At 62.1% G+C, this 18,031-nt stretch carries 15 protein-coding genes; 6 read left to right on the top strand and 9 right to left on the bottom strand.

All coding sequences use genetic code 11. The features are described from left to right. Positions 1-181: 181 nt before the first annotated feature. Positions 182-1,018, top strand: coding sequence for an N-acetylmuramoyl-L-alanine amidase (locus tag FHU12_RS13045; RefSeq protein ID WP_141969805.1), 837 nt, complete (start codon positions 182-184; stop codon positions 1,016-1,018). Here the strand turns inward: FHU12_RS13045 and FHU12_RS13040 are convergent, their stop codons facing one another. Beyond that, positions 1,019-2,029: a 3-beta-hydroxysteroid dehydrogenase gene (locus FHU12_RS13040; protein ID WP_141969803.1), complete on the bottom strand. Its 1,011-nt coding sequence runs from the start codon at positions 2,027-2,029 to the stop codon at positions 1,019-1,021. It abuts the gene before it with no gap. 158 nt (positions 2,030-2,187) lie between these two features. Continuing rightward, positions 2,188-3,627, bottom strand: coding sequence for a DUF2867 domain-containing protein (locus tag FHU12_RS13035; protein ID WP_141969801.1), 1,440 nt, complete (start codon positions 3,625-3,627; stop codon positions 2,188-2,190). Positions 3,628-3,777: 150 nt separating this feature from the next. Between FHU12_RS13035 and FHU12_RS13030 the strand changes: the two genes are divergently transcribed. Further along, entirely contained in the window at positions 3,778-4,125 is a 348-nt protein-coding gene (locus tag FHU12_RS13030; RefSeq protein WP_141969799.1) for a DUF1294 domain-containing protein, read from the top strand. Between the two features lie 29 nt (positions 4,126-4,154). Here FHU12_RS13030 and ltaE read toward each other — a convergent pair whose 3' ends face one another. The 5 genes from ltaE to FHU12_RS13005 all read right to left on the bottom strand — a co-directional run bounded on the left by ltaE (position 4,155) and on the right by FHU12_RS13005 (position 10,952). Next, entirely contained in the window at positions 4,155-5,171 is a 1,017-nt protein-coding gene (gene ltaE / locus FHU12_RS13025; protein WP_141969797.1) for a low-specificity L-threonine aldolase, read from the bottom strand. Positions 5,172-5,246: 75 nt separating this feature from the next. Further along, on the bottom strand, positions 5,247-6,968 hold the full coding sequence (poxB, locus tag FHU12_RS13020; RefSeq protein ID WP_049295331.1) for a ubiquinone-dependent pyruvate dehydrogenase: 1,722 nt from the start codon (positions 6,966-6,968) through the stop codon (positions 5,247-5,249). Between the two features lie 199 nt (positions 6,969-7,167). Next, the gene (gene hcr / locus FHU12_RS13015) at positions 7,168-8,169 is read right to left on the bottom strand and encodes an NADH oxidoreductase (RefSeq protein WP_141969795.1); all 1,002 of its coding nucleotides are present in this window, start codon (positions 8,167-8,169) and stop codon (positions 7,168-7,170) included. Positions 8,170-8,225: 56 nt separating this feature from the next. After that, positions 8,226-9,875: a hydroxylamine reductase gene (gene hcp, locus FHU12_RS13010; RefSeq protein ID WP_141969794.1), complete on the bottom strand. Its 1,650-nt coding sequence runs from the start codon at positions 9,873-9,875 to the stop codon at positions 8,226-8,228. A gap of 180 nt (positions 9,876-10,055) precedes the next feature. Continuing rightward, the gene (locus FHU12_RS13005) at positions 10,056-10,952 is read right to left on the bottom strand and encodes a LysO family transporter (RefSeq protein ID WP_004928363.1); all 897 of its coding nucleotides are present in this window, start codon (positions 10,950-10,952) and stop codon (positions 10,056-10,058) included. A gap of 187 nt (positions 10,953-11,139) precedes the next feature. Between FHU12_RS13005 and FHU12_RS13000 the strand changes: the two genes are divergently transcribed. Beyond that, a complete protein-coding gene (locus tag FHU12_RS13000; RefSeq protein WP_141969791.1) occupies positions 11,140-12,798 on the top strand; it encodes an ATP-dependent endonuclease in 1,659 nt (552 codons plus the stop codon). A 14-nt stretch (positions 12,799-12,812) separates the two neighbouring features. On the opposite strand, the gene FHU12_RS12995 is transcribed toward FHU12_RS13000, so the two are convergent. Further along, positions 12,813-13,766, bottom strand: a complete 954-nt coding sequence (locus FHU12_RS12995; protein ID WP_141969789.1) for a VirK/YbjX family protein — start codon at positions 13,764-13,766, stop codon at positions 12,813-12,815. A gap of 195 nt (positions 13,767-13,961) precedes the next feature. Here FHU12_RS12995 and macA point away from each other — a divergent pair, with 195 nt between their 5' ends. Both macA and macB read left to right on the top strand, forming a co-directional pair. Beyond that, entirely contained in the window at positions 13,962-15,077 is a 1,116-nt protein-coding gene (macA, locus tag FHU12_RS12990; RefSeq protein WP_141969787.1) for a macrolide transporter subunit MacA, read from the top strand. Then, positions 15,077-17,023 (top strand): macrolide ABC transporter ATP-binding protein/permease MacB, encoded by a 1,947-nt coding sequence (gene macB / locus FHU12_RS12985; RefSeq protein WP_141969785.1) that lies wholly within the window; start codon positions 15,077-15,079, stop codon positions 17,021-17,023. The genes macA and macB overlap by 1 nt, the downstream gene beginning before the upstream one ends. Positions 17,024-17,110: 87 nt before the next feature. Here macB and cspD read toward each other — a convergent pair whose 3' ends face one another. Further along, a complete protein-coding gene (gene cspD, locus FHU12_RS12980; RefSeq protein WP_004928349.1) occupies positions 17,111-17,332 on the bottom strand; it encodes a cold shock-like protein CspD in 222 nt (73 codons plus the stop codon). 356 nt (positions 17,333-17,688) lie between these two features. Here cspD and clpS point away from each other — a divergent pair, with 356 nt between their 5' ends. After that, positions 17,689-18,009 (top strand): ATP-dependent Clp protease adapter ClpS, encoded by a 321-nt coding sequence (gene clpS / locus FHU12_RS12975; protein WP_004928347.1) that lies wholly within the window; start codon positions 17,689-17,691, stop codon positions 18,007-18,009. The last annotated feature ends 22 nt before the right edge of the window (positions 18,010-18,031 follow it).

Genomic DNA, 18,031 nt, shown 5'->3' with positions numbered 1-18,031 from the left:
CTCCGCTCTTTCAGCGCAGATGATACTTTGAGACTATCATGGGCGGGAGAGGCCGCCAGTCGGGAGAAATACTCGCTTGCATATCGGCGCTATCTGTCATCATTTCTCGATGAGCGTGATGATTGGATACAGGTTAATCGCGTTACGTTACATCTTTCACGGACGATAATCAGGAGGATAAGTGAAAATTTGGCCAGGGATTATCGCCGCCGCGCTGTTGGCGGGGTGCCAAAATCCACAGCAGGATACGCACGTCGATCGCGGCGCTTACCAGCTCGAAACCCTGCATCAGGCACAGGGCGCCGATCAGCGCATCCGGTTTTTGGTGATGCACTACACGGCGGAAGACTTCCATTCATCGCTGAAAACGCTGACCGACGAGCACGTCAGCGCCCATTATCTGCTGCCGGCTCACCCACAGCGCGAGCACGGCAAACCGACGGTGTACCGGTTGGTGCCGGAGGCGATGCGCGCCTGGCATGCCGGCACCAGCGCCTGGCGCGGCCGCAGCAACCTCAACGACACCTCGATCGGCATCGAAATCGTCAACAAGGGCTTCACCCGCAGCATGCTGTTCACCCACTGGCAACCCTATACGGCGGAGCAGATCGCCGTGCTGATCCCGCTGAGCCGCGACATTATCCAACGCTATGGCATCCAGCCTCAGGACGTGGTGGGGCACAGCGATATCGCGCCGCAGCGCAAACAGGATCCCGGCCCGCTGTTCCCCTGGCGGCAGCTGGCGCAGGCCGGCATCGGCGCCTGGCCGGATGAACGGGACGTGCAGCGTTTGCTGGCGGGGCGCGATCGCCATGCGCCGGTACCGATGGCGCCGCTGCTCGAAAAGCTGGCGCGTTACGGTTACGCGATAGACCCGTCGTGGGATGCGCGGCAGCAGCGCAACGTGCTGGCGGCGTTTCAGATGCATTTCCGGCCCGACGATGTGCGCGGCGAGCCGGATGCAGAAAGTGAAGCGATTGTCGATGCGCTGCTGGTGAAGTACGGCGCGGCGCGTTGATTACAGGCCGTGCAGCTTACCGTGGTCTTTCAGCCAGCGGGCGGTGCGCGCGATGCCTTCTTCCAGCGAGACGATGGGCTGATAGCCCAGCTCTTGCTGTGCACGAGTGGTATCGAGCGTGAGGTCGAAGTTGAGTTTGGCGACGCCGTAGTGGGTCAGCACCGGCTCCTTTTCGCTTTTGCTGCCCAGACGCTCCATGCCGCGCGCCATCATATCGAGCATCGGATAGGGGACGGAGCGGATATGGCACTTCATGCCCAAATCGTCGATCAGCTGCTGCACCACGGTGCGTAGCGGGCGCGGCTGCTGGTTGGTGATGTTGTAGGCACGGCCGGACGGCGTATCTTCTTTTAGCGTCGCCAGCCACATGGCGTGCACCGCATTCTCCAGATAGGTCATGTCTACCATTGCCGCGCCGCCGCGCGGCAGCAGCAGGTTGCCGTAGCGTTTGATCATCTGCAACAGCCGCGGCAGCATCACTTTGTCGTGCGGCCCGAACAGCCCCTGTGGGCGCAGAATGGTGAAATGGGTCTGCGGATTGGACAGCGCCAATTGCTGGATCACCTGCTCGCCGGCGGCCTTGCTGCGCGCGAACTCGTTGGCGTAGCGCTGCGGGCGAAAGTCTTCGGTCACGTTGCGGTGATGATGGTAATCGAAATAGATCGCCGGGGAAGAGATGTGAATGAACTGCGCCACGCCGTAGGCCGCCGCCCATTCGCCGAGGCGGCGGGTGGCGCGGACGTTGGCCAGTTCGAAGGCTTCTTCGGTGCCCCAGGGGGAGGTAAAGCTGGAGCAGTGCCACAGTACGTCGACGTCGGCCAGCATCGCCTTGGCCTGCGAAGAGATCAGGTTGGTGAGATCGGCATGAATGAACTCCGCGCCCATTTTTTCCAGCAGGCTGCCCATCGCCTGGTTGCGACCGGTGGCGCGCACTTTGATGCCCTGGCGACGCAGATATTCAACGGCGTTACGGCCTAACCCACTGGTTGCACCGGTGACCAATACCTTCATAACGGACTCTATTCTCACCCAAAATCGGAATACCGGCGGGCGCTTACGGCGCTCCCAGCAAATAAGATGCCATTCTTCCGTGATTTCGTGCGCTATGCAATCGGAAAGCCCCGAAGCACAGCGGCAAACTGTGCGGTTGATCGACAAATGAACGGCGTTCAGCGCTGTTGGCGGTCCAGGCTCTCGGCCAGCGTCGCGATGCGCTTCGCCATGCCGCGAAAAATGAACAGGTGTGCGGGCATCATGGCGAACCAATACAGCAGCCCGCTGAAGCCGGCCGGATGCCACCAGGCGCGCACGTCCAGCGTGCGGCGATCGCCGTGATCGGTGATGGTGAAGCTCAGCCGCCCCAGCCCCGGCGCCTTCATGCCGAACAGCAGCGCCAGTTGCCGCAGCGGCTTCAGCGTGATGACTTTCCAGCCGTCGATCTCGTCGCCCAGCGCCAGGGTCGCGCGCGCCGGACGGCCATAGACCACCCCGTTGCCGATCATGTCGTCCATACGGGCGCGGATGCGCCACAGAATATTGGCGTAGAAATAGCCTTCTTCGCCCCCCAACTGCTGCACCGTTTGCCACAGGGCCTCGCGGGTGGCGGCGGTGTCCAGCGAACAACCGGCCTGTTTCGGATAGTAACCGTAGCCGGGGCGCCAGCGGGCCCGCGCCGCCGGATCGTAGCCCCAGTCGGCGGAATCGACCACCTCCTGTTCGCGCTGCAGCGTGGCGGTGACCGCTTGATCAAAGGTGTGCAGCCGCTGCGGGATCAGGGCCTGCAGCGGCCGGCCGTCGGCGGGCAGATCGTGCTTCAGCCCCTGGATCAGCGCGCGAGCGATCGGCGTCGGCACCGAGGTGATCAGGCTGATGAACCACACTGAAATCAGCCGCGTCGGCAGAGGGATCGGGATCAGCCAGCGCCGCTTGCCGCTGATGGCGATAAAGCGTTTGAACATATCCTGATAGCTGAGGTATTCCGGCCCGGCAACGTCGAAGATGCGGTGCTCCTGCGCCGGGTGTGCCAGCAGATCGGCCAGATAAACCAGCAGGTTCTCCAGCGCCACCGGCGACGACTTCGAACGCACCCAGCGCGGCGGCGTCAGCACCGGCAGGTTATAGACCATGTCGCGCATCACTTCGAACGCCGCCGAGCCGGGGCCGACGATGATGCCGGCGCGCAGCTCGGTGACCGGCACGCCGCTCTGACGCAAGATCTCGCCGGTCAGGCGGCGGGCCGCCAGGTGCGGTGAGCTGTCGTCGTTAGGCTGCAGCGCGCCGAGAAAAATCACCTGTTTAACGCTGGCATGGCGCAGCGCGTCGCGCAGGTTTTCCGCCGCCTGGCGCTCCTTCTCGATAAAATCGTCGCCGTCGCCCATCGCATGCACCAGATAGTAAAGCGTATCGATTTCCCACAGCGCCGCGCTCAGAGTTTCCGGGCGATACAGATCGGCATACAGGCAGTTGACCTGCGGCCAGTTCCGCTCCTGCAGCCACTCGATGCGCCGCGCGGCGGCGGTAATCTGGTGCCCCTGTTCGATCAGGTGCGGGATCAGGTTCTGGCCTATATAGCCGCTGGCTCCAAGAACCAGTACGCGTTGGGGTGTCATCGGGCCGCCTTGTGCGGTAGAGGATTGGCTGAACGACAGGATGCCAAATTTAGGGTTTAAATGCACTTTTTGTATGGGTATAAGCCGGTTGCATCCATCCTGGCACAGGTTCACACTACGCGCCCCTTATCGAACGAAAAACCGGTTGCCATGAAGCTCAATGTGATTTGTTACGCCCTGCTGTGCCTGGCGCTGGTCGCCAGCCTGTTCTCGCTGCATCCGGTGTGGATGTGGTTGCTGCTGGCCAACCTGCTGACGTTTTTGATCTACGGCGGCGATAAGCTGGCGGCGCGTAAAGGGTGGCGGCGGGTACCGGAGGCGACGCTGTTGCTGTTCGGCGCGCTGGGCGGGTGGTTGGGCGCACTGGCGGCACAGCAGCTGTTTCGCCACAAAACCCAGAAGCAGCCGTTTAAAACCTGGTTCATCCTCAGCGTGGCGCTCAACTTGGTGGCGGTGCTGGGGCTGTGGTACTGGGTTTATGGCCGCTGGATCTTCTGATGGTGGGGCGCGGCCTGCGCCCCTGGCGATCAGGCGTGCTGCCGGAGGAATTCCCGCCACAGCTCAACCACCCGCTGCAGATCCTGACGGCTGACGTCGAGGTGGGTCAGAATGCGCGTCAGCGGGCCGCTGCTGATCAGCACGCCGCGTTCGCGCATCCACGGGCCGAATTTGGCCGCCAGCGCCAGCGGTTGGCGCAGGTACAGCACGTTGGTCTGTGCGCCGGGTTCGGCGATCTCTACGCCGATCTGCCGCAGCTGTTGCTCCAGCCAGACCGCGTTGTCATGGTCTTCGCGCAGCCGCGCGACGTTATGCTCCAACGCGTAAAGACCGGCCGCCGCCAGGATGCCGGCCTGACGCAGCCCGCTGCCCGTCATCTTGCGCCAACGCAGCGCGCGCTGAATGAAGGCTTCGCTGCCGCACAGCAGCGATCCGACCGGCGCGCCCAATCCTTTTGACAGGCAAATGGTGAAGGTGTCGCAGTATTGCACGATCTCTTTCAGCGGCAGGTTCAGCGCCACGGCGGCGTTAAAGATGCGTGCGCCGTCGATATGCAGCGCCAGCTGCCGCTCGCGGGTAAATTGCCACGCCTGCTGCAGATAGGCCTGCGGCAAAACTCGGCCGCTGATGGTGTTTTCCAGACTCAGCAGCCGAGTGCGGGCGAAGTGGATATCGTCGGGTTTGATGGCGGCGGCGAGCTTGTCCAGCGGCAGCGTGCCGTCCGCGTCAGCCTCGATCGGCTGTGGCTGGATGCTGCCCAGCACCGCTGCGCCGCCGGCCTCGTATTTATAGTTGTGCGCCTGTTGGCCGACCAGATACTCGTCGCCGCGCTGACAGTGGCTCAGCAGCGCCACCAGGTTGGCCTGGGTGCCGCTGGGCAAAAACAACGCAGCTTCTTTGCCTGACAGGCGCACCGCCTCGGCCTCCAGCGCGTTGACCGTTGGGTCATCGCCGTAGACGTCGTCGCCGACCTCTGCCTGAGCCATCGCCTGGCGCATGGCGGCGCTGGGGCGGGTGACGGTGTCGCTGCGTAGATCGATAAGCATAGGGTTCCTGGAATATAAGGGAGAGGAAAAGGGTACATGGCATCATATACCCTTTATTTCACCGGGGCAGCTTGCTTAGCGCAGCCAGTTGGTTTTCGCCAGCTCGACCACTTCGTCGCCGCGGCCGTTGATGATGGCGCGCAGCATGTACAGACTGAAGCCCTTCGCCTGTTCGAACTTGATCTGCGGCGGCATCGCCAGCTCTTGCTTGGCGGTGACCACGTCCAGCAGCGCCGGGCCAGGGTGCGCCAACATCTCCTGCAGCGCGCCGTCCAGATCCGACGCTTTTTCCACGCGGATGCCCTTGATGCCTGCGGCGTTGGCGATCGCCGCGAAGTCCGGATTATGCAGATCGGTGCCGTCGGTCAGGTAGCCGCCTGCCTTCATCTCCATCGCCACGAACCCCAGCACGCTGTTGTTGAACACCACGATCTTCACCGGCAGCTTGAGCTGCGCCAGCGACAGGAAATCCCCCATCAGCATGGTGAAGCCGCCGTCGCCGCACATGGCGATCACCTGTTTATCCGGCGCGGTGGCCTGGGCGCCGATCGCCTGCGGCATGGCGTTGGCCATCGAACCGTGGTTGAACGAACCGAGCAGGCGGCGCTTGCCGTTCATTTTCACGTAACGGGCGGCCCACACCGTCGGCGTGCCGACGTCGCAGGTGAAGATGGCGTCGTCGCTGGCGTATTGGCTGAGCTGCTGCGCCAGATATTGCGGATGGATCGGCTGGTCATCGTTGGCGGTCGCCAGCCCGTCGAGCTCCTTGCGCGCGTTGCGATAGTGCTCCAGCGCCTTGTCGAGGAATGCTCGGTCGCGCTTGGGCTCCAGCTGCGGCAGCAGGGCGGTGAGGGTGGTGTGGATATCGCCCACCAGCGCCATGTTGACCGGGCAGTGCGCGCCGATGCTGCCGGGGTTAATGTCGATCTGAATGATGTTGGCGTTGGTGGGGTAGAACGCGCGGTAGGGGAACTGGGTGCCGAGCAGCACCAGCGTGTCGGCGTTCATCATCGCGTGGTAGCCGGAGGAGAAACCGATCAGCCCGGTCATGCCGACGCTGTAGGGGTTATCCCACTCGATATGTTCTTTGCCGCGCAGCGCGTGCACCACCGGCGCTTGCAGCAGCTCGGCCAGCTTGACCACTTCATCGTGCGCGCCGGCGCAGCCGCTGCCGCACATCAGGGTGATGTTCTTCGCCTTGTTCAGCGTTTCCGCCAGCTTGTTCAACTCGCTCATCGGCGGCTGCACCAGCGGCAGCGCCGGGGTATGCCAGGTCAGCGTCGCGTCTTCCGGCGCCATGCGCAGCGCCACGTCGCCCGGCAAGACGACCACTGAAACGCCGCGGTTGAGGATCGCCTTGCGCATGGCGATCTCCAGCACGCGCGGCAGCTGTTCCGGGTTGGAGACCAATTCGCAATAGTGGCTGCATTCGCGGAACAACTCCTGCGGATGGGTTTCCTGGAAGTAGCCGCTGCCGATTTCGCTGGAAGGAATGTGTGCGGCGATCGCCAGCACCGGCACATGGTTGCGGTGACAGTCGAACAGGCCGTTGATCAGATGCAGGTTGCCGGGGCCGCAGGAACCGGCGCACACCGCCAACTGGCCGGTGAGCTGGGCTTCGGCACCGGCGGCGAAGGCGGCCACCTCTTCATGGCGGGTGCCTAGCCATTCGATGGTGCCCATGCGGTGCAGGCTGTCGCTCAGGCCGTTGAGCGAATCGCCGGTTACGCCCCAAATGCGTTTTACGCCGGCTTGATCCAGCGTTTTGGCGATCAGTGTGGCTACGGTTTGCTTCATGGTTCCCCCAAACATGGTTTGAAAAACGATGTGTACTCGATCCGGTGAGTGTCAGCAGAACAACTGCAAGCATAGCTTACCGGCTGTGGACGAGATGCGGTCAGGAAGGGTAAAGAGCGTAGGACGGGAAGCAGTGTAACTGGGCTGGCCACGGGGAACTTGCCGATAAATGCCCCATCGCGGCGATGGGGCCAGGGGATCACGCCAGCGTGACGTCACCCTGCAGCTGGCAACTGCAGGCCAGCACGTAGCCTTGCGCTATCTCTTCTGCGCTTAGCGTCATGGTGCTGGTGGTGGTGTAGTCGCCCTCGAGGATGCGGGTTTTGCACGAGCCGCACACCCCGGCGCGGCAGGCGGCGTTGACCGGCAGGGCATTGGCCTCCATCGCCGCCAGCAGCGTGCTGCCGACCGGCACGCGGAATTCACGCAGCGGGCGCGCGGCGCGCAGCGTCAGCCCTTCGGTGGCGTCGGCCTGCGCCGTCGGCGTGTGGAACTGCTCTTTATGGAAATGCTCGGCCGGCACGCCGAGCCGGCGACAAAGCTGCTCCACCTGATCCATGTAGGGCGCAGGGCCGCAGGTCATCACCGTGCGTTCGGCGATATCCGGTGCCGCCTGCCGCAGCGTCTGTTCATCGATACGGCCGCTGAGGTAGCCGGGTTGCAGATCCTGCTCGGCCATCAGCGTCAGGCGCAGCTGTGGATGGGCGGCACACAGCGCGCGCCATTGATCGGCGAAAATCGTGTCGGCGGGGGTGCGTACGTTAAAGATCACGGCGATATCGCAGGCCGCACGGTTGGCGGTCAGCCAGCGGCACATCGAGACGATCGGCGTCACGCCGCAGCCGGCGGCCAGCATCAGATAACGATCGGCTGGGTGGCGCTCGCAGCTGAATTCGCCCTGCGCGTCGGACAGCCACAGCGTGTTGCCGGGCTTGACCTCTTGCGTCAGCCAGCGCGATCCGGCGCCGTCCGGCAGGCAGCGCACGCTGATGCTGAGAAAGCGGCTCTGGCCAGGCGAGGAGGAGAGCGTATAGGCGCGCAACGTCTCCTCGCTGTTGCGAATGCTGACCAGCGCGAACTGGCCAGCCTGGTAAGGGTAGAAAACGTCGCAGATCAGGTTCAGCGTCCAGACGTCGGCGGTTTCACGCTGGATGGAATGCACCTGCATGCGGTTCGGGCAAAGCGGTGTGGGTTGAGTCATCGGGGCACCTCAAAAAACAAAGGGGCCGGCGCAGGCGGCCCCATAACGTAACGGCATCAGGCGAGCAGCGCTGCAATATCCTGCTCGACGGTGGTGATCGGACGCAGGCCGAATTTCTCGTTGAGGATCGCCATCAGGTTGTCGGTCAGGAAGCCCGGCGCGGTCGGGCCGGTGACGATGTTTTTCACTCCCAGCGACAGCAGCGTCAGCAGAATGACGATCGCCTTCTGTTCAAACCACGACAGCACCAGGCTGAGCGGCAGCTCGTTGACGCTGCAGCCGAGCGTATCCGCCAGCTTGACCGCCAACATGATGGCGGAGTAGGCGTCGTTGCACTGGCCGACGTCCAGCAGGCGCGGCAACCCTTCCAGCGTGCCGAAGTCCAGCTTGTTGAAACGGTACTTGCCGCAGGCCAGCGTCATGATCAGGCAGTCTTGCGGCACGCTGCGGGCGAAGTCGGTGAAGTAGCTGCGCTCGTCGCGGCTGCCGTCGCAGCCGCCGACCAGGAAGACGTGGCGCAGTTTTTTCTGCGACACCAGGTTGATGACCGTGTCGGCGGCGTTCAGCAGCGTCTGGCGGCCGAAACCGACGGTGATCAGATGCTCGATCTCGGTATAAGGGAAACCGTTCATGCCCTGAGCCTGGTGGATCACGGCGCCGAAGTCGTCGCCTTCCAGATGATTGACGCCTGGCCAGCCGACGATGCTGCGGGTCCAGATGCGATCGCCGTAGTTGCCGACGTTAGGATCGATGATGCAGTTGGAGGTCATCACGATCGGGCCGGGGAATTTGGCGAATTCCGTTTGCTGGTTTTGCCAGCCGCTGCCGTAGTTGCCCACCAGATGCTTGAATTTTTTCAGTTCCGGATAGCCGTGCGCCGGCAGCATTTCGCCGTGGGTGTAGACGTTGACGTTTTGCCCTTCGGTTTGCTCGAGCAGCATGCGCAGATCTTTCAGATCGTGGCCGGAAATCAGAATAGCTTTCCCGGCCACCGGGCGCACGTTGACCGCGCTGGGCTGCGGATCGCCGTAGGCTTGGGTTTCACCGCGATCGAGGATCGCCATCACGTTGAAGTTCATCTTGCCGATGCCCATGGCGTTGTTCAGCAGGGTGTCGACGTCGCGCGGCTGGGTGCCGAGCCAGGCCATAAAGGCGTGGTAGTCGGCATAGAGTTGCTCGTCGAACTGGCCGAGCACGTGCGCGTGTTCCATATAGGCCGCCGCGCCTTTCAGGCCGTACAGGCACAGCATGCGCAAACCGTGTACGTCGTCGCCTACCTCGGCCTTGTCGCTGTTGAGGGCAAACTGCGCTGCCTGTTGCAGCAGCGCAGGCATATCGTCACCGGCCAGCTGCAGCGCCGCCATCGGGTGATCGACGCGTACGCCGGCGTCCAGCAGCCGGCAACGGGCGGCCAGCGAATCGCGCAGCAGCAAGGTTTCGCGCGCGTAGCCGATGATGCGTTGGGAGTCGAAGTTGACGTTGGTCAGGGTGGAGAAGAAGGCGCGCGGGGCGAAGCTGTCGATCTCGTGGTCGACGATGCCCAGCGAACGCGCCTGCAGCGCCCAGGCGGAGAGCCCCTGCAGCGCCGCCACCAGCAGATCCTGCAGATCGGAGGTTTCCGCCGTTTTGCCGCACATGCCCTGAGCATACGCGCAGCCGTTGCCTGCCGGGGTACGGATGGTTTGTTCACATTGCACACAGAACATAGTCGCTTCCTTTTATTTTTAAAGTTGCATTTGTAATGCTTGTTTAAAAGCATAGATCGGCGATCGGGGTTGCAAAAGGCTTTTGTGCGACTACTGCGGGCAAGTTTGATTTAGCGCAATTTTGCCGTGCGGATGGGAATTATTACGCTTTGGGGGCCGGCCGGCCCCCAGGGAAAAGGATCAGGAGAACAGGGCGATCAGCACCGGCGCCAGCAGGCTCAGCAGGAAGCCGTGTACGATGGCGGGCGGCACCATGTCCAGCCCGCCGCTGCGCTGCAGCACCGGCAGGGTGAAGTCCATCGAGGTGGCGCCGCACAGGCCGAGGGCGGTGGAACGGCTGCGGCGCACCAGCGTCGGGATCAGCATGATCGCCACCAGCTCGCGCGCCAGATCGTTGAAGAATGCGGCGCTGCCCATCACCGGGCCGTAGGCGTCGGTAATCAGAATGCCCGATAGCGAATACCAGCCGAAGCCGGAGGCCATCGCCAGCCCGGCCTTGACCGGCAGCCCCAGCAGCTGCGCCGCCAGCGCGCCGCCGGCCAGCGACGCGACGGTCACCACCAGCGCCACCAGCGTACCGCGGCGGTTGAGTACGATCTGGCGCAGCGTCATGCCGCTGTTGCGCAGCTGAATGCCGACCAGCAACAGCAGGAAGATCAGCGCATATTCGCTGCCTTTATGGGCGAACTGCAGCCATTGCCACTGCGTCAGGCCGAGCAGGAAGCCGCCGAGCACCACGCCGCACAGCTTGAGCGACTCCAGCGCCATGTGCACGCGTGAAGGCAGCTTTTCCTGTTTATGGCTGCTGCGCCACGGCATGCGCCGCTCCAGCAGCGCCAGCAACAGCAGGTTGGCGCAGAGAATACAGAAGAAGAACACCGCGCTGTACTGGAAGATCAGCACCAGGTTGCTGCTGAGATCCTCCATAAACGCCAGGCTGATACCCATGAAAAACAGGATCACGTACACCATCCAGCTGAGCAGCCGGTTGATCAGCACCAGCAGCGGGCGATGGCGTAAGGGAATGAGGTAACCGACAATCAGCGGTAACAGAATAATCAACAGTCCTGAATACATGGTGCAGCTTGTGTCCTTGAGTTTTGAAACGCGCCGAACGGCGGCGAGGAGCACACGCTAACCAAAAGCCCGGCCGGAGTAAAGCGGCAGATTTGACGTTGGCCGCTTGACCTGCAAGGGGTTTTTTGACCATGCTCTGTGAAGGTCACCTCATTGAAGAGGCGACGGCGCGCACGGGAGGCGGCGGATGTTCTTGGAGCGTATCGAAATTGTAGGTTTTCGCGGCATTAACCGGCTGTCCCTGATGCTGGACGACAACACGCTGTTGCTCGGTGAAAACGCCTGGGGTAAATCCAGCTTGCTGGATGCGCTGACGCTGTTGCTGGCGCCGGAGCAGAAGCTGTACCGGTTTGAAGCGCACGATTTCCATTTCCCCCCCGGTGAAGAGTCGGCCAAAGAGCGCCACCTGCAGGTGGTGTTCACCTTCTGCGAAAAAGACATCGGCCATGCGCACCTGCCGCGCTATCGCCACCTGACGCCGCTGTGGGTCAAGGGCGAAGATGGCCTGAGCCGCATTCATTACCGCTGCGAGGGCGAGCTGGAAGACGACGGCACGGTGTGCACCTGGCGCGGTTTTCTCGACGCAGACGGCAATGCCTTTCAACTGCACCATATCGAACAGCTGGCGCACGCCATCATCCGCATCCACCCGGTACTGCGCCTGCGCGACGCGCGCTTTATTCGCCGCCTGCGCCCCAGCAGCCTCGGGGATGAACGCAAACCCGATACCCAAGCGCTGGCGCAGCAGTTGGATCAGCTGACGCGCGAGCTGGTGCGCAATCCGCAGAAGCTGACCAACGGCGAGCTGCGTCAGGGGCTGGCGGCCATGCAGCAGTTGCTGGAGCACTACTTCGCCGAGCAGAGTTCGCAGGTGGCGCGGCCGCGCCGTCGCGGCGGCGAACCGGAGCAGGATGCGTGGCGTGCGCTGGATGGCATCAACCGCATGGTGGCCGAACCGAACAGCCGCAGCATGCGTCTGATCCTGCTGGGGATGTTTTCCACCCTGTTGCAGGCCAAGGGCGACGTCAAGCTGGATCCCCATGCCCGCCCGCTGCTGCTGGTGGAGGACCCGGAAACTCGCCTGCACCCGATCATGCTGTCGGTGGCCTGGGGGCTGCTCAATCAGCTGCCATTGCAGCGCATCACCACCACCAACTCCAGCGAACTGGTGTCGCTGGTGCCGGTGGAGCACGTGTGCCGGCTGGTGCGTGAGTCGGGGCGGGTCGCAACCTATCGTCTCGGGCCGCGCGGGCTGAGCGCCGAAGACGGACGGCGTATCGCGTTTCACATCCGTTTCAATCGGCCGTCGTCGCTGTTCGCCCGCTGCTGGCTGCTGGTGGAAGGCGAGACCGAAGTGTGGCTGCTGAACGAGCTGGCGCGCCAATGCGGCTACCATTTCGAGGCGGAAGGGGTGAGGGTCATCGAATTCGCCCAGTGCGGCCTGAAGCCGCTGTTGCGCTTCGCCCGCCGCATGGGCATTGAGTGGCATGCGCTGGTGGACGGCGATGAGGCGGGTAAAAAATACGCCAACACCGTACGCAGCCTGCTGGACAATCATGAAGACAACGAACGCGATCGGCTGACCGCGCTGCCGGCGCCGGACATGGAGCACTTCATGTTCCGCGAAGGGTTCGGCCCGGTCTATCACCGGATGGCGTCGGTGCCGCTCAACGCGCAGATGCCGGTGCGCAAGGTGATCCTGAAAGCGGTTCATCACTCGTCGAAGCCGGATCTGGCGATCGAGGTCGCGATGCAGGCCGGCGAATGGGGCACGGATTCGGTGCCGCCGCTGCTGAAGAAAATGTTCTCACGGGTGATCTGGCTGGCGCGCGGCCGGGCAGACTGACGACCCACCGGGCGTTATCGAGCGCAGAAATGCGCCGCCAATCCCTGTTCCAGCTCGTCCAGCAGCTGATAGCGGCGGCGATACTCGGCGCGCTTCTTGCTGGCAATCTCTTCGATCGGCTTGCGGGCGATGCGTTCGGGCAGCAGAAAATAGCCGCTGTCGAGCGGTTTGGCGCCCATCGACAGCCAGAACTGATCGTAATCGGCGTGCAGCTTGTCCTTCTTCTTACTCTGGTAACGCCAGTTTTGATAGATATGGGTGGCGTTGCCGACCGCCACGACCTGGCGAATGCCGAGGTGCCGCGCCAGCGTGCAGATGCCTTCCAGCACCAGCCGTTTAGGGAACAGGCCGTGGCACTCTTTGGTGGTGTGCTGGATCTCTGCGTGCGGCACCTCATGGTTTGCGCCCTGCAGGCCGCCGATGAACAGCGTCGGCTGCTGCTGATAATGCATCAGCGCAAAGGTGATCTCCGCCAGCATCACGCCGTTGGCGTTGCGCAGCAGCAGCGTGGCTTCCCCTTCCTTATTCAGCTTGTCGATCGCCGCCAGTTCCAGCGTGATCGGCGCTTCGTTCTTGCCCATTGCGCTGGCCAACACGAAAGATTGCGGGCCGAGGTGGCCGAGGCGCATCTTCAGCGGCATGCGCTGTACGATAAGATCGTAATGATCGCGCAGGGCGAACAGGCATTCGATCTTGCTCATGTTGGCCGCCAGGTAGGGGCGATGCAGTTTGCACGGCAGGTTCGGCTGCGCGCTCAGGATCTCTTCCAGCAGCGGGTTGCTGGCCAGGGTGTTGAGCAGGCCGCTGGTGGTGCGCCAGTTGAGCAGCGAACGGCCGAGAAACTTCAGGCGAAACGAGGTTTTTTTCCAGGCATTGCTCGGCGCCATTTCGCCATTGATCAGCGCCGTCATCAGTTGCCAGCCGTTAAGCGACTGGGCGGAGGCGAGTGGGTAGCTGAGCTGTGACATGATGAAATCCTTGGCTTGTGTTGAATGGAGCTATTTCATCAAGGCTTCACTAAACGGGAGTTCAATGCCGAACTGTAACCAAGCGTGTCTCCACATTGTGTTGAGCTAAGGTTTAGTTATTCCCTACGTTGCATGCTAATTTAGCTCCGCCGCCGCAAGGGGCGGCCGATATTCACAAGCACAGGCAGGTCAATTTTGACAGGGTTTAAAGGACATAAACGCCGCTGGATACTCGTTCTGGCGGTCATTGCGGCGATTGCCGCGGCGGCCGTTTGGCACTTTCGCCATCCGGCGCCAACCGATTTCAAAACGGTGAAAGCCAGCAAACGCGATCTGCAGCAGAACGTGTTGGCGACCGGCCAGCTGGACGCGGTGCGCAAGGTCGACGTCGGCGCGCAGGTTAGCGGGCAGTTGGAAAAGCTGTATGTCGAGATCGGCGACAAGGTGAAAAAAGGCCAGTTGCTGGGGGTTATCGATCCGCAACAGGCACAGAACAGCATTCGCGAAGGCGAGGCGACGCTGCGCGAACTGCATGCGCAACTGCTGCAGGCACAGGCCGAGCAGCAATTGGCGGCTGTCACGCTGCAGCGCAACCAGGCGCTGGCCAAACTGCAGGCGGTATCGCGTCAGGATCTGGATCAGGCGGCGACGCAGCTGGCGGTGAAGAAAGCGCAGGTGGGCACCATCAATGCGCAGATCGCCCGGAACCAGGCCAGCCTGGATACCGCCAAGATCAACCTGGCCTATACCCGCATCGAAGCGCCGATGGATGGCGACGTGGTGCAGATCACCACGCTGCAGGGCCAGACGGTGATCGCGGCGCAGCAGGCACCGAACATTCTGACGTTGGCGGATCTTGGCACCATGCTGGTGAAGGCCCAGGTATCGGAGGCCGACGTCATTAACCTCAAGCCGGGTCAAAAGGCCTGGTTCACGGTGCTGGGCGATCCGACCCGGCGCTTCGACGGCGTGCTGAAAGACATTCAGCCGACGCCGGAAAAGGTCAACAACGCCATCTTCTATTATGCGCGTTTCGAAGTGCCCAACCCGGAAAGGCTGTTGCGCTTGCAAATGACGGCGCAGGTGCATATTCAGCTGGCCGGCGTCGAGCAGGCGCTGGTGATCCCGCTGGCGGCGCTGGGCGATCAGATCGCCGACAATCGTTACCATGTCTCGGTGCTGAAACAGGGCAAGGAAGAGAAGCGCGAGGTAGCTATCGGCCTGCGCAACAATATCGACGTGCAGATCCTCAGCGGCCTCGAGGCGGGCGATGAGGTGATCGTCAGCCGTGGCGGCGTGGAGGCCGGCTGATGGCGGCGTTGTTGCAGCTGAGCGGCATTCGCCGCAGCTACCGCTCCGGCGAGCAGACGGTGGAGGTGCTGAAGGGGATCAGCCTGAGCATCGACGCCGGTGAAATGGTGGCGATCATGGGGGCCTCCGGCTCCGGCAAATCGACGCTGATGAACATTCTCGGCTGTCTGGACAAGCCGAGCGCCGGCGTGTATCGGGTGGCCGGGCAGGATGTGGCGACGCTGAGCGACGATGCGCTGGCGCAGCTGCGGCGTGAGCATTTCGGCTTTATCTTTCAGCGCTATCATCTGCTGCCGCACCTGAGCGCGGCGCACAATGTCGAAGTGCCGGCGGTGTACGCGGGGCTGGGAAAAGCGGCGCGGCGCGAACGGGCGGAGGCGCTGTTGCGGCGCCTGGGTCTGGGGGAGCGCGTCAACTACCGGCCGAGCCAGCTTTCCGGCGGGCAGCAGCAGCGGGTCAGCATCGCCCGCGCGCTGATGAACGGCGGGCAGGTGATCCTGGCGGATGAACCGACCGGCGCGCTCGACAGCCATTCCGGCGAAGAGGTGATGGCGATCCTCAAACAGCTGTGCGCCCAAGGCCACACGGTGATTCTGGTGACTCACGATCCGGCGGTAGCGCGCCAGGCTGAGCGCATTATCGAGATCCGCGACGGTGAGATTATCGCCGATTCGCGTCCGGCACCGCAGGAGAATGCGCAGGCCGAGCCGCTGGCGCTGGCCGCCGCGGCGGCTTCCTGGCGGCAGGTGGGGGGCCGCTTCCGCGAAGCGCTGGTCATGGCCTGGCGCGCGATGGCGGCCAACAAGATGCGCACCGCGCTGACCATGCTCGGTATCATTATCGGCATCGCCTCGGTGGTATCGATCCTGGTGATCGGCGACGCCGCCAAGCAGATGGTGCTGGCGGACATCAAATCCATCGGCACCAACACCATCGACATCTATCCCGGCAAGGATTTCGGCGACGACGATCCGACCTACCGGCAATCGTTGAAATACGGCGATCTTGATGCGTTGCGCGAACAGCCTTACATCAGCGCGCTGTCGCCGAGCATCAGCAGCAGCATGCGGCTGCGGCTGGGCAACGTCGATGCGGCGGCCAACGTCAACGGCGTCAGCGAGCAGTTCTTCCGCGTGTTCGGCATGAGCTTTACCCAGGGCGTCGGCATCGATCCGCTGCAGGTGCAGTCACAGGCGCAGACGGTGGTGATCGACGCCAATACCCAACGGCGGCTGTTCCCGCACCAGAAGAACGTGGTGGGCGAGGTGATCCTGGTGGGTAACATGCCCGCGACGGTGGTCGGCGTGGCCAAGGAGAAGCAGTCGATGTTCGGCAGCAGCAAGACGCTGAACGTATGGGTGCCTTACAGCACCATGGCCAACCGGCTGATGGGTAACAATTATTTCGACTCGATCACCGTGCGCATCCGCGACGGCTACGACAGTAAGGAAGCGGAACAGCAGCTGTCGCGCCTGTTGACGCTGCGCCATGGCAAGAAGGACTTCTTCACCTATAACATGGACAGCCTGGTGCAAACCGCCGAGAAAACCACCCGCACGCTGCAGCTGTTCCTGACGCTGGTGGCGGTGATTTCGCTGGTGGTCGGTGGCATCGGCGTGATGAACATCATGCTGGTGTCGGTGACCGAACGCACGCGAGAGATCGGCATTCGCATGGCGGTGGGCGCCCGTTCCGGCGACGTGTTGCAGCAGTTTCTGATCGAGGCGGTATTGGTTTGTCTGGTGGGGGGCGCGCTGGGGATTGCGCTGTCGTTTGCCATCGGGCTGGCGGTGCAGTTGGTGTTGCCGGGCTGGCAGATCAGCTTCCCGCCGGCGGCGTTGCTGAGCGCGTTCCTCTGTTCCACCGGCATCGGCGTGGTGTTCGGCTATCTGCCGGCGCGCAATGCCGCGCGGTTGAATCCTATCGATGCGCTGGCGCGCGAGTAAGTAAAAAGCATAAAAAATGCCAGTCACACGGCGGCTGGCATTTTTATCGCAGTCATGGTCAGTGCAGCGCGACGCTGCCGGAAGCGTTTAGGACAGCGCCTCGCTTTCCACCGGCACAATAAGACTGGCATGGTTCCCTTTGGGCCCTTGATGCACGTCGAAGCTGACCTGCTGGCCCGCCTTCAACGTTCTGTAACCATCCATCTTGATTGTGGAATAATGCGCGAAAATATCTTCGCCACCGCCGGCTGGGCAGATGAAGCCAAACCCTTTGGCGTTGTTAAACCATTTAACAGTACCCGTCTCCATGCTTTTACATCCCTCGCAACGCTATTTTAAGTGAGATGAATAACTGATTTCGCACTCGCCGTAGGCGAGTAGCAGGGTGGACAAGGGGTGGTTAAAAGACCACCAGCCACGAATTTACACTCTAGAGCAAATGATCGGGGCGTCAAGCGATCGGCTTTTGTCGGCGGGGAGCAGTTCACCAAAGTTTGAAGCAGGTAACGCTATTGCCACGATTCAGTCACAATTGGCCCGTTTTTTTGCGCACGTTACAGTGCGGCGGGACGATGCCGAAGATGATAAAATAGTAACTATCCCCCACTTTGAATAACCGAAACCTGCCCCCATATAAGAGGGCAGAGCAGAGAAGATGAGCAGCGATGGGCAATAACAACGACTGGCTAAACTTTGAACACTTGGCCGAAGAAAAACAAATCGATGCGGTAAAACCGCCGTCTATGTATAAAGTTATACTTAACAACGACGATTACACACCGATGGAATTTGTGATTGACGTTCTGCAAAAGTTCTTTTCTTATGATATTGAACGCGCAACGCAACTGATGCTCACGGTCCACTATCAAGGCAAGGCGATCTGTGGTGTTTTTACCGCCGAGGTGGCGGAAACCAAAGTCGTCCATGTGAACCGGTACGCAAGGGAGAACGAGCATCCGTTGCTTTGTACGCTGGAAAAAGCCTGAATAAGGCAATCTATTGGGGAGG

The sequence above is a fragment of the Serratia marcescens genome (assembly GCF_006715005.1).
GTDB classification, from domain to species: domain Bacteria; phylum Pseudomonadota; class Gammaproteobacteria; order Enterobacterales; family Enterobacteriaceae; genus Serratia; species Serratia montpellierensis.
This window is presented reverse-complemented; position numbering and strand designations above follow the sequence as displayed.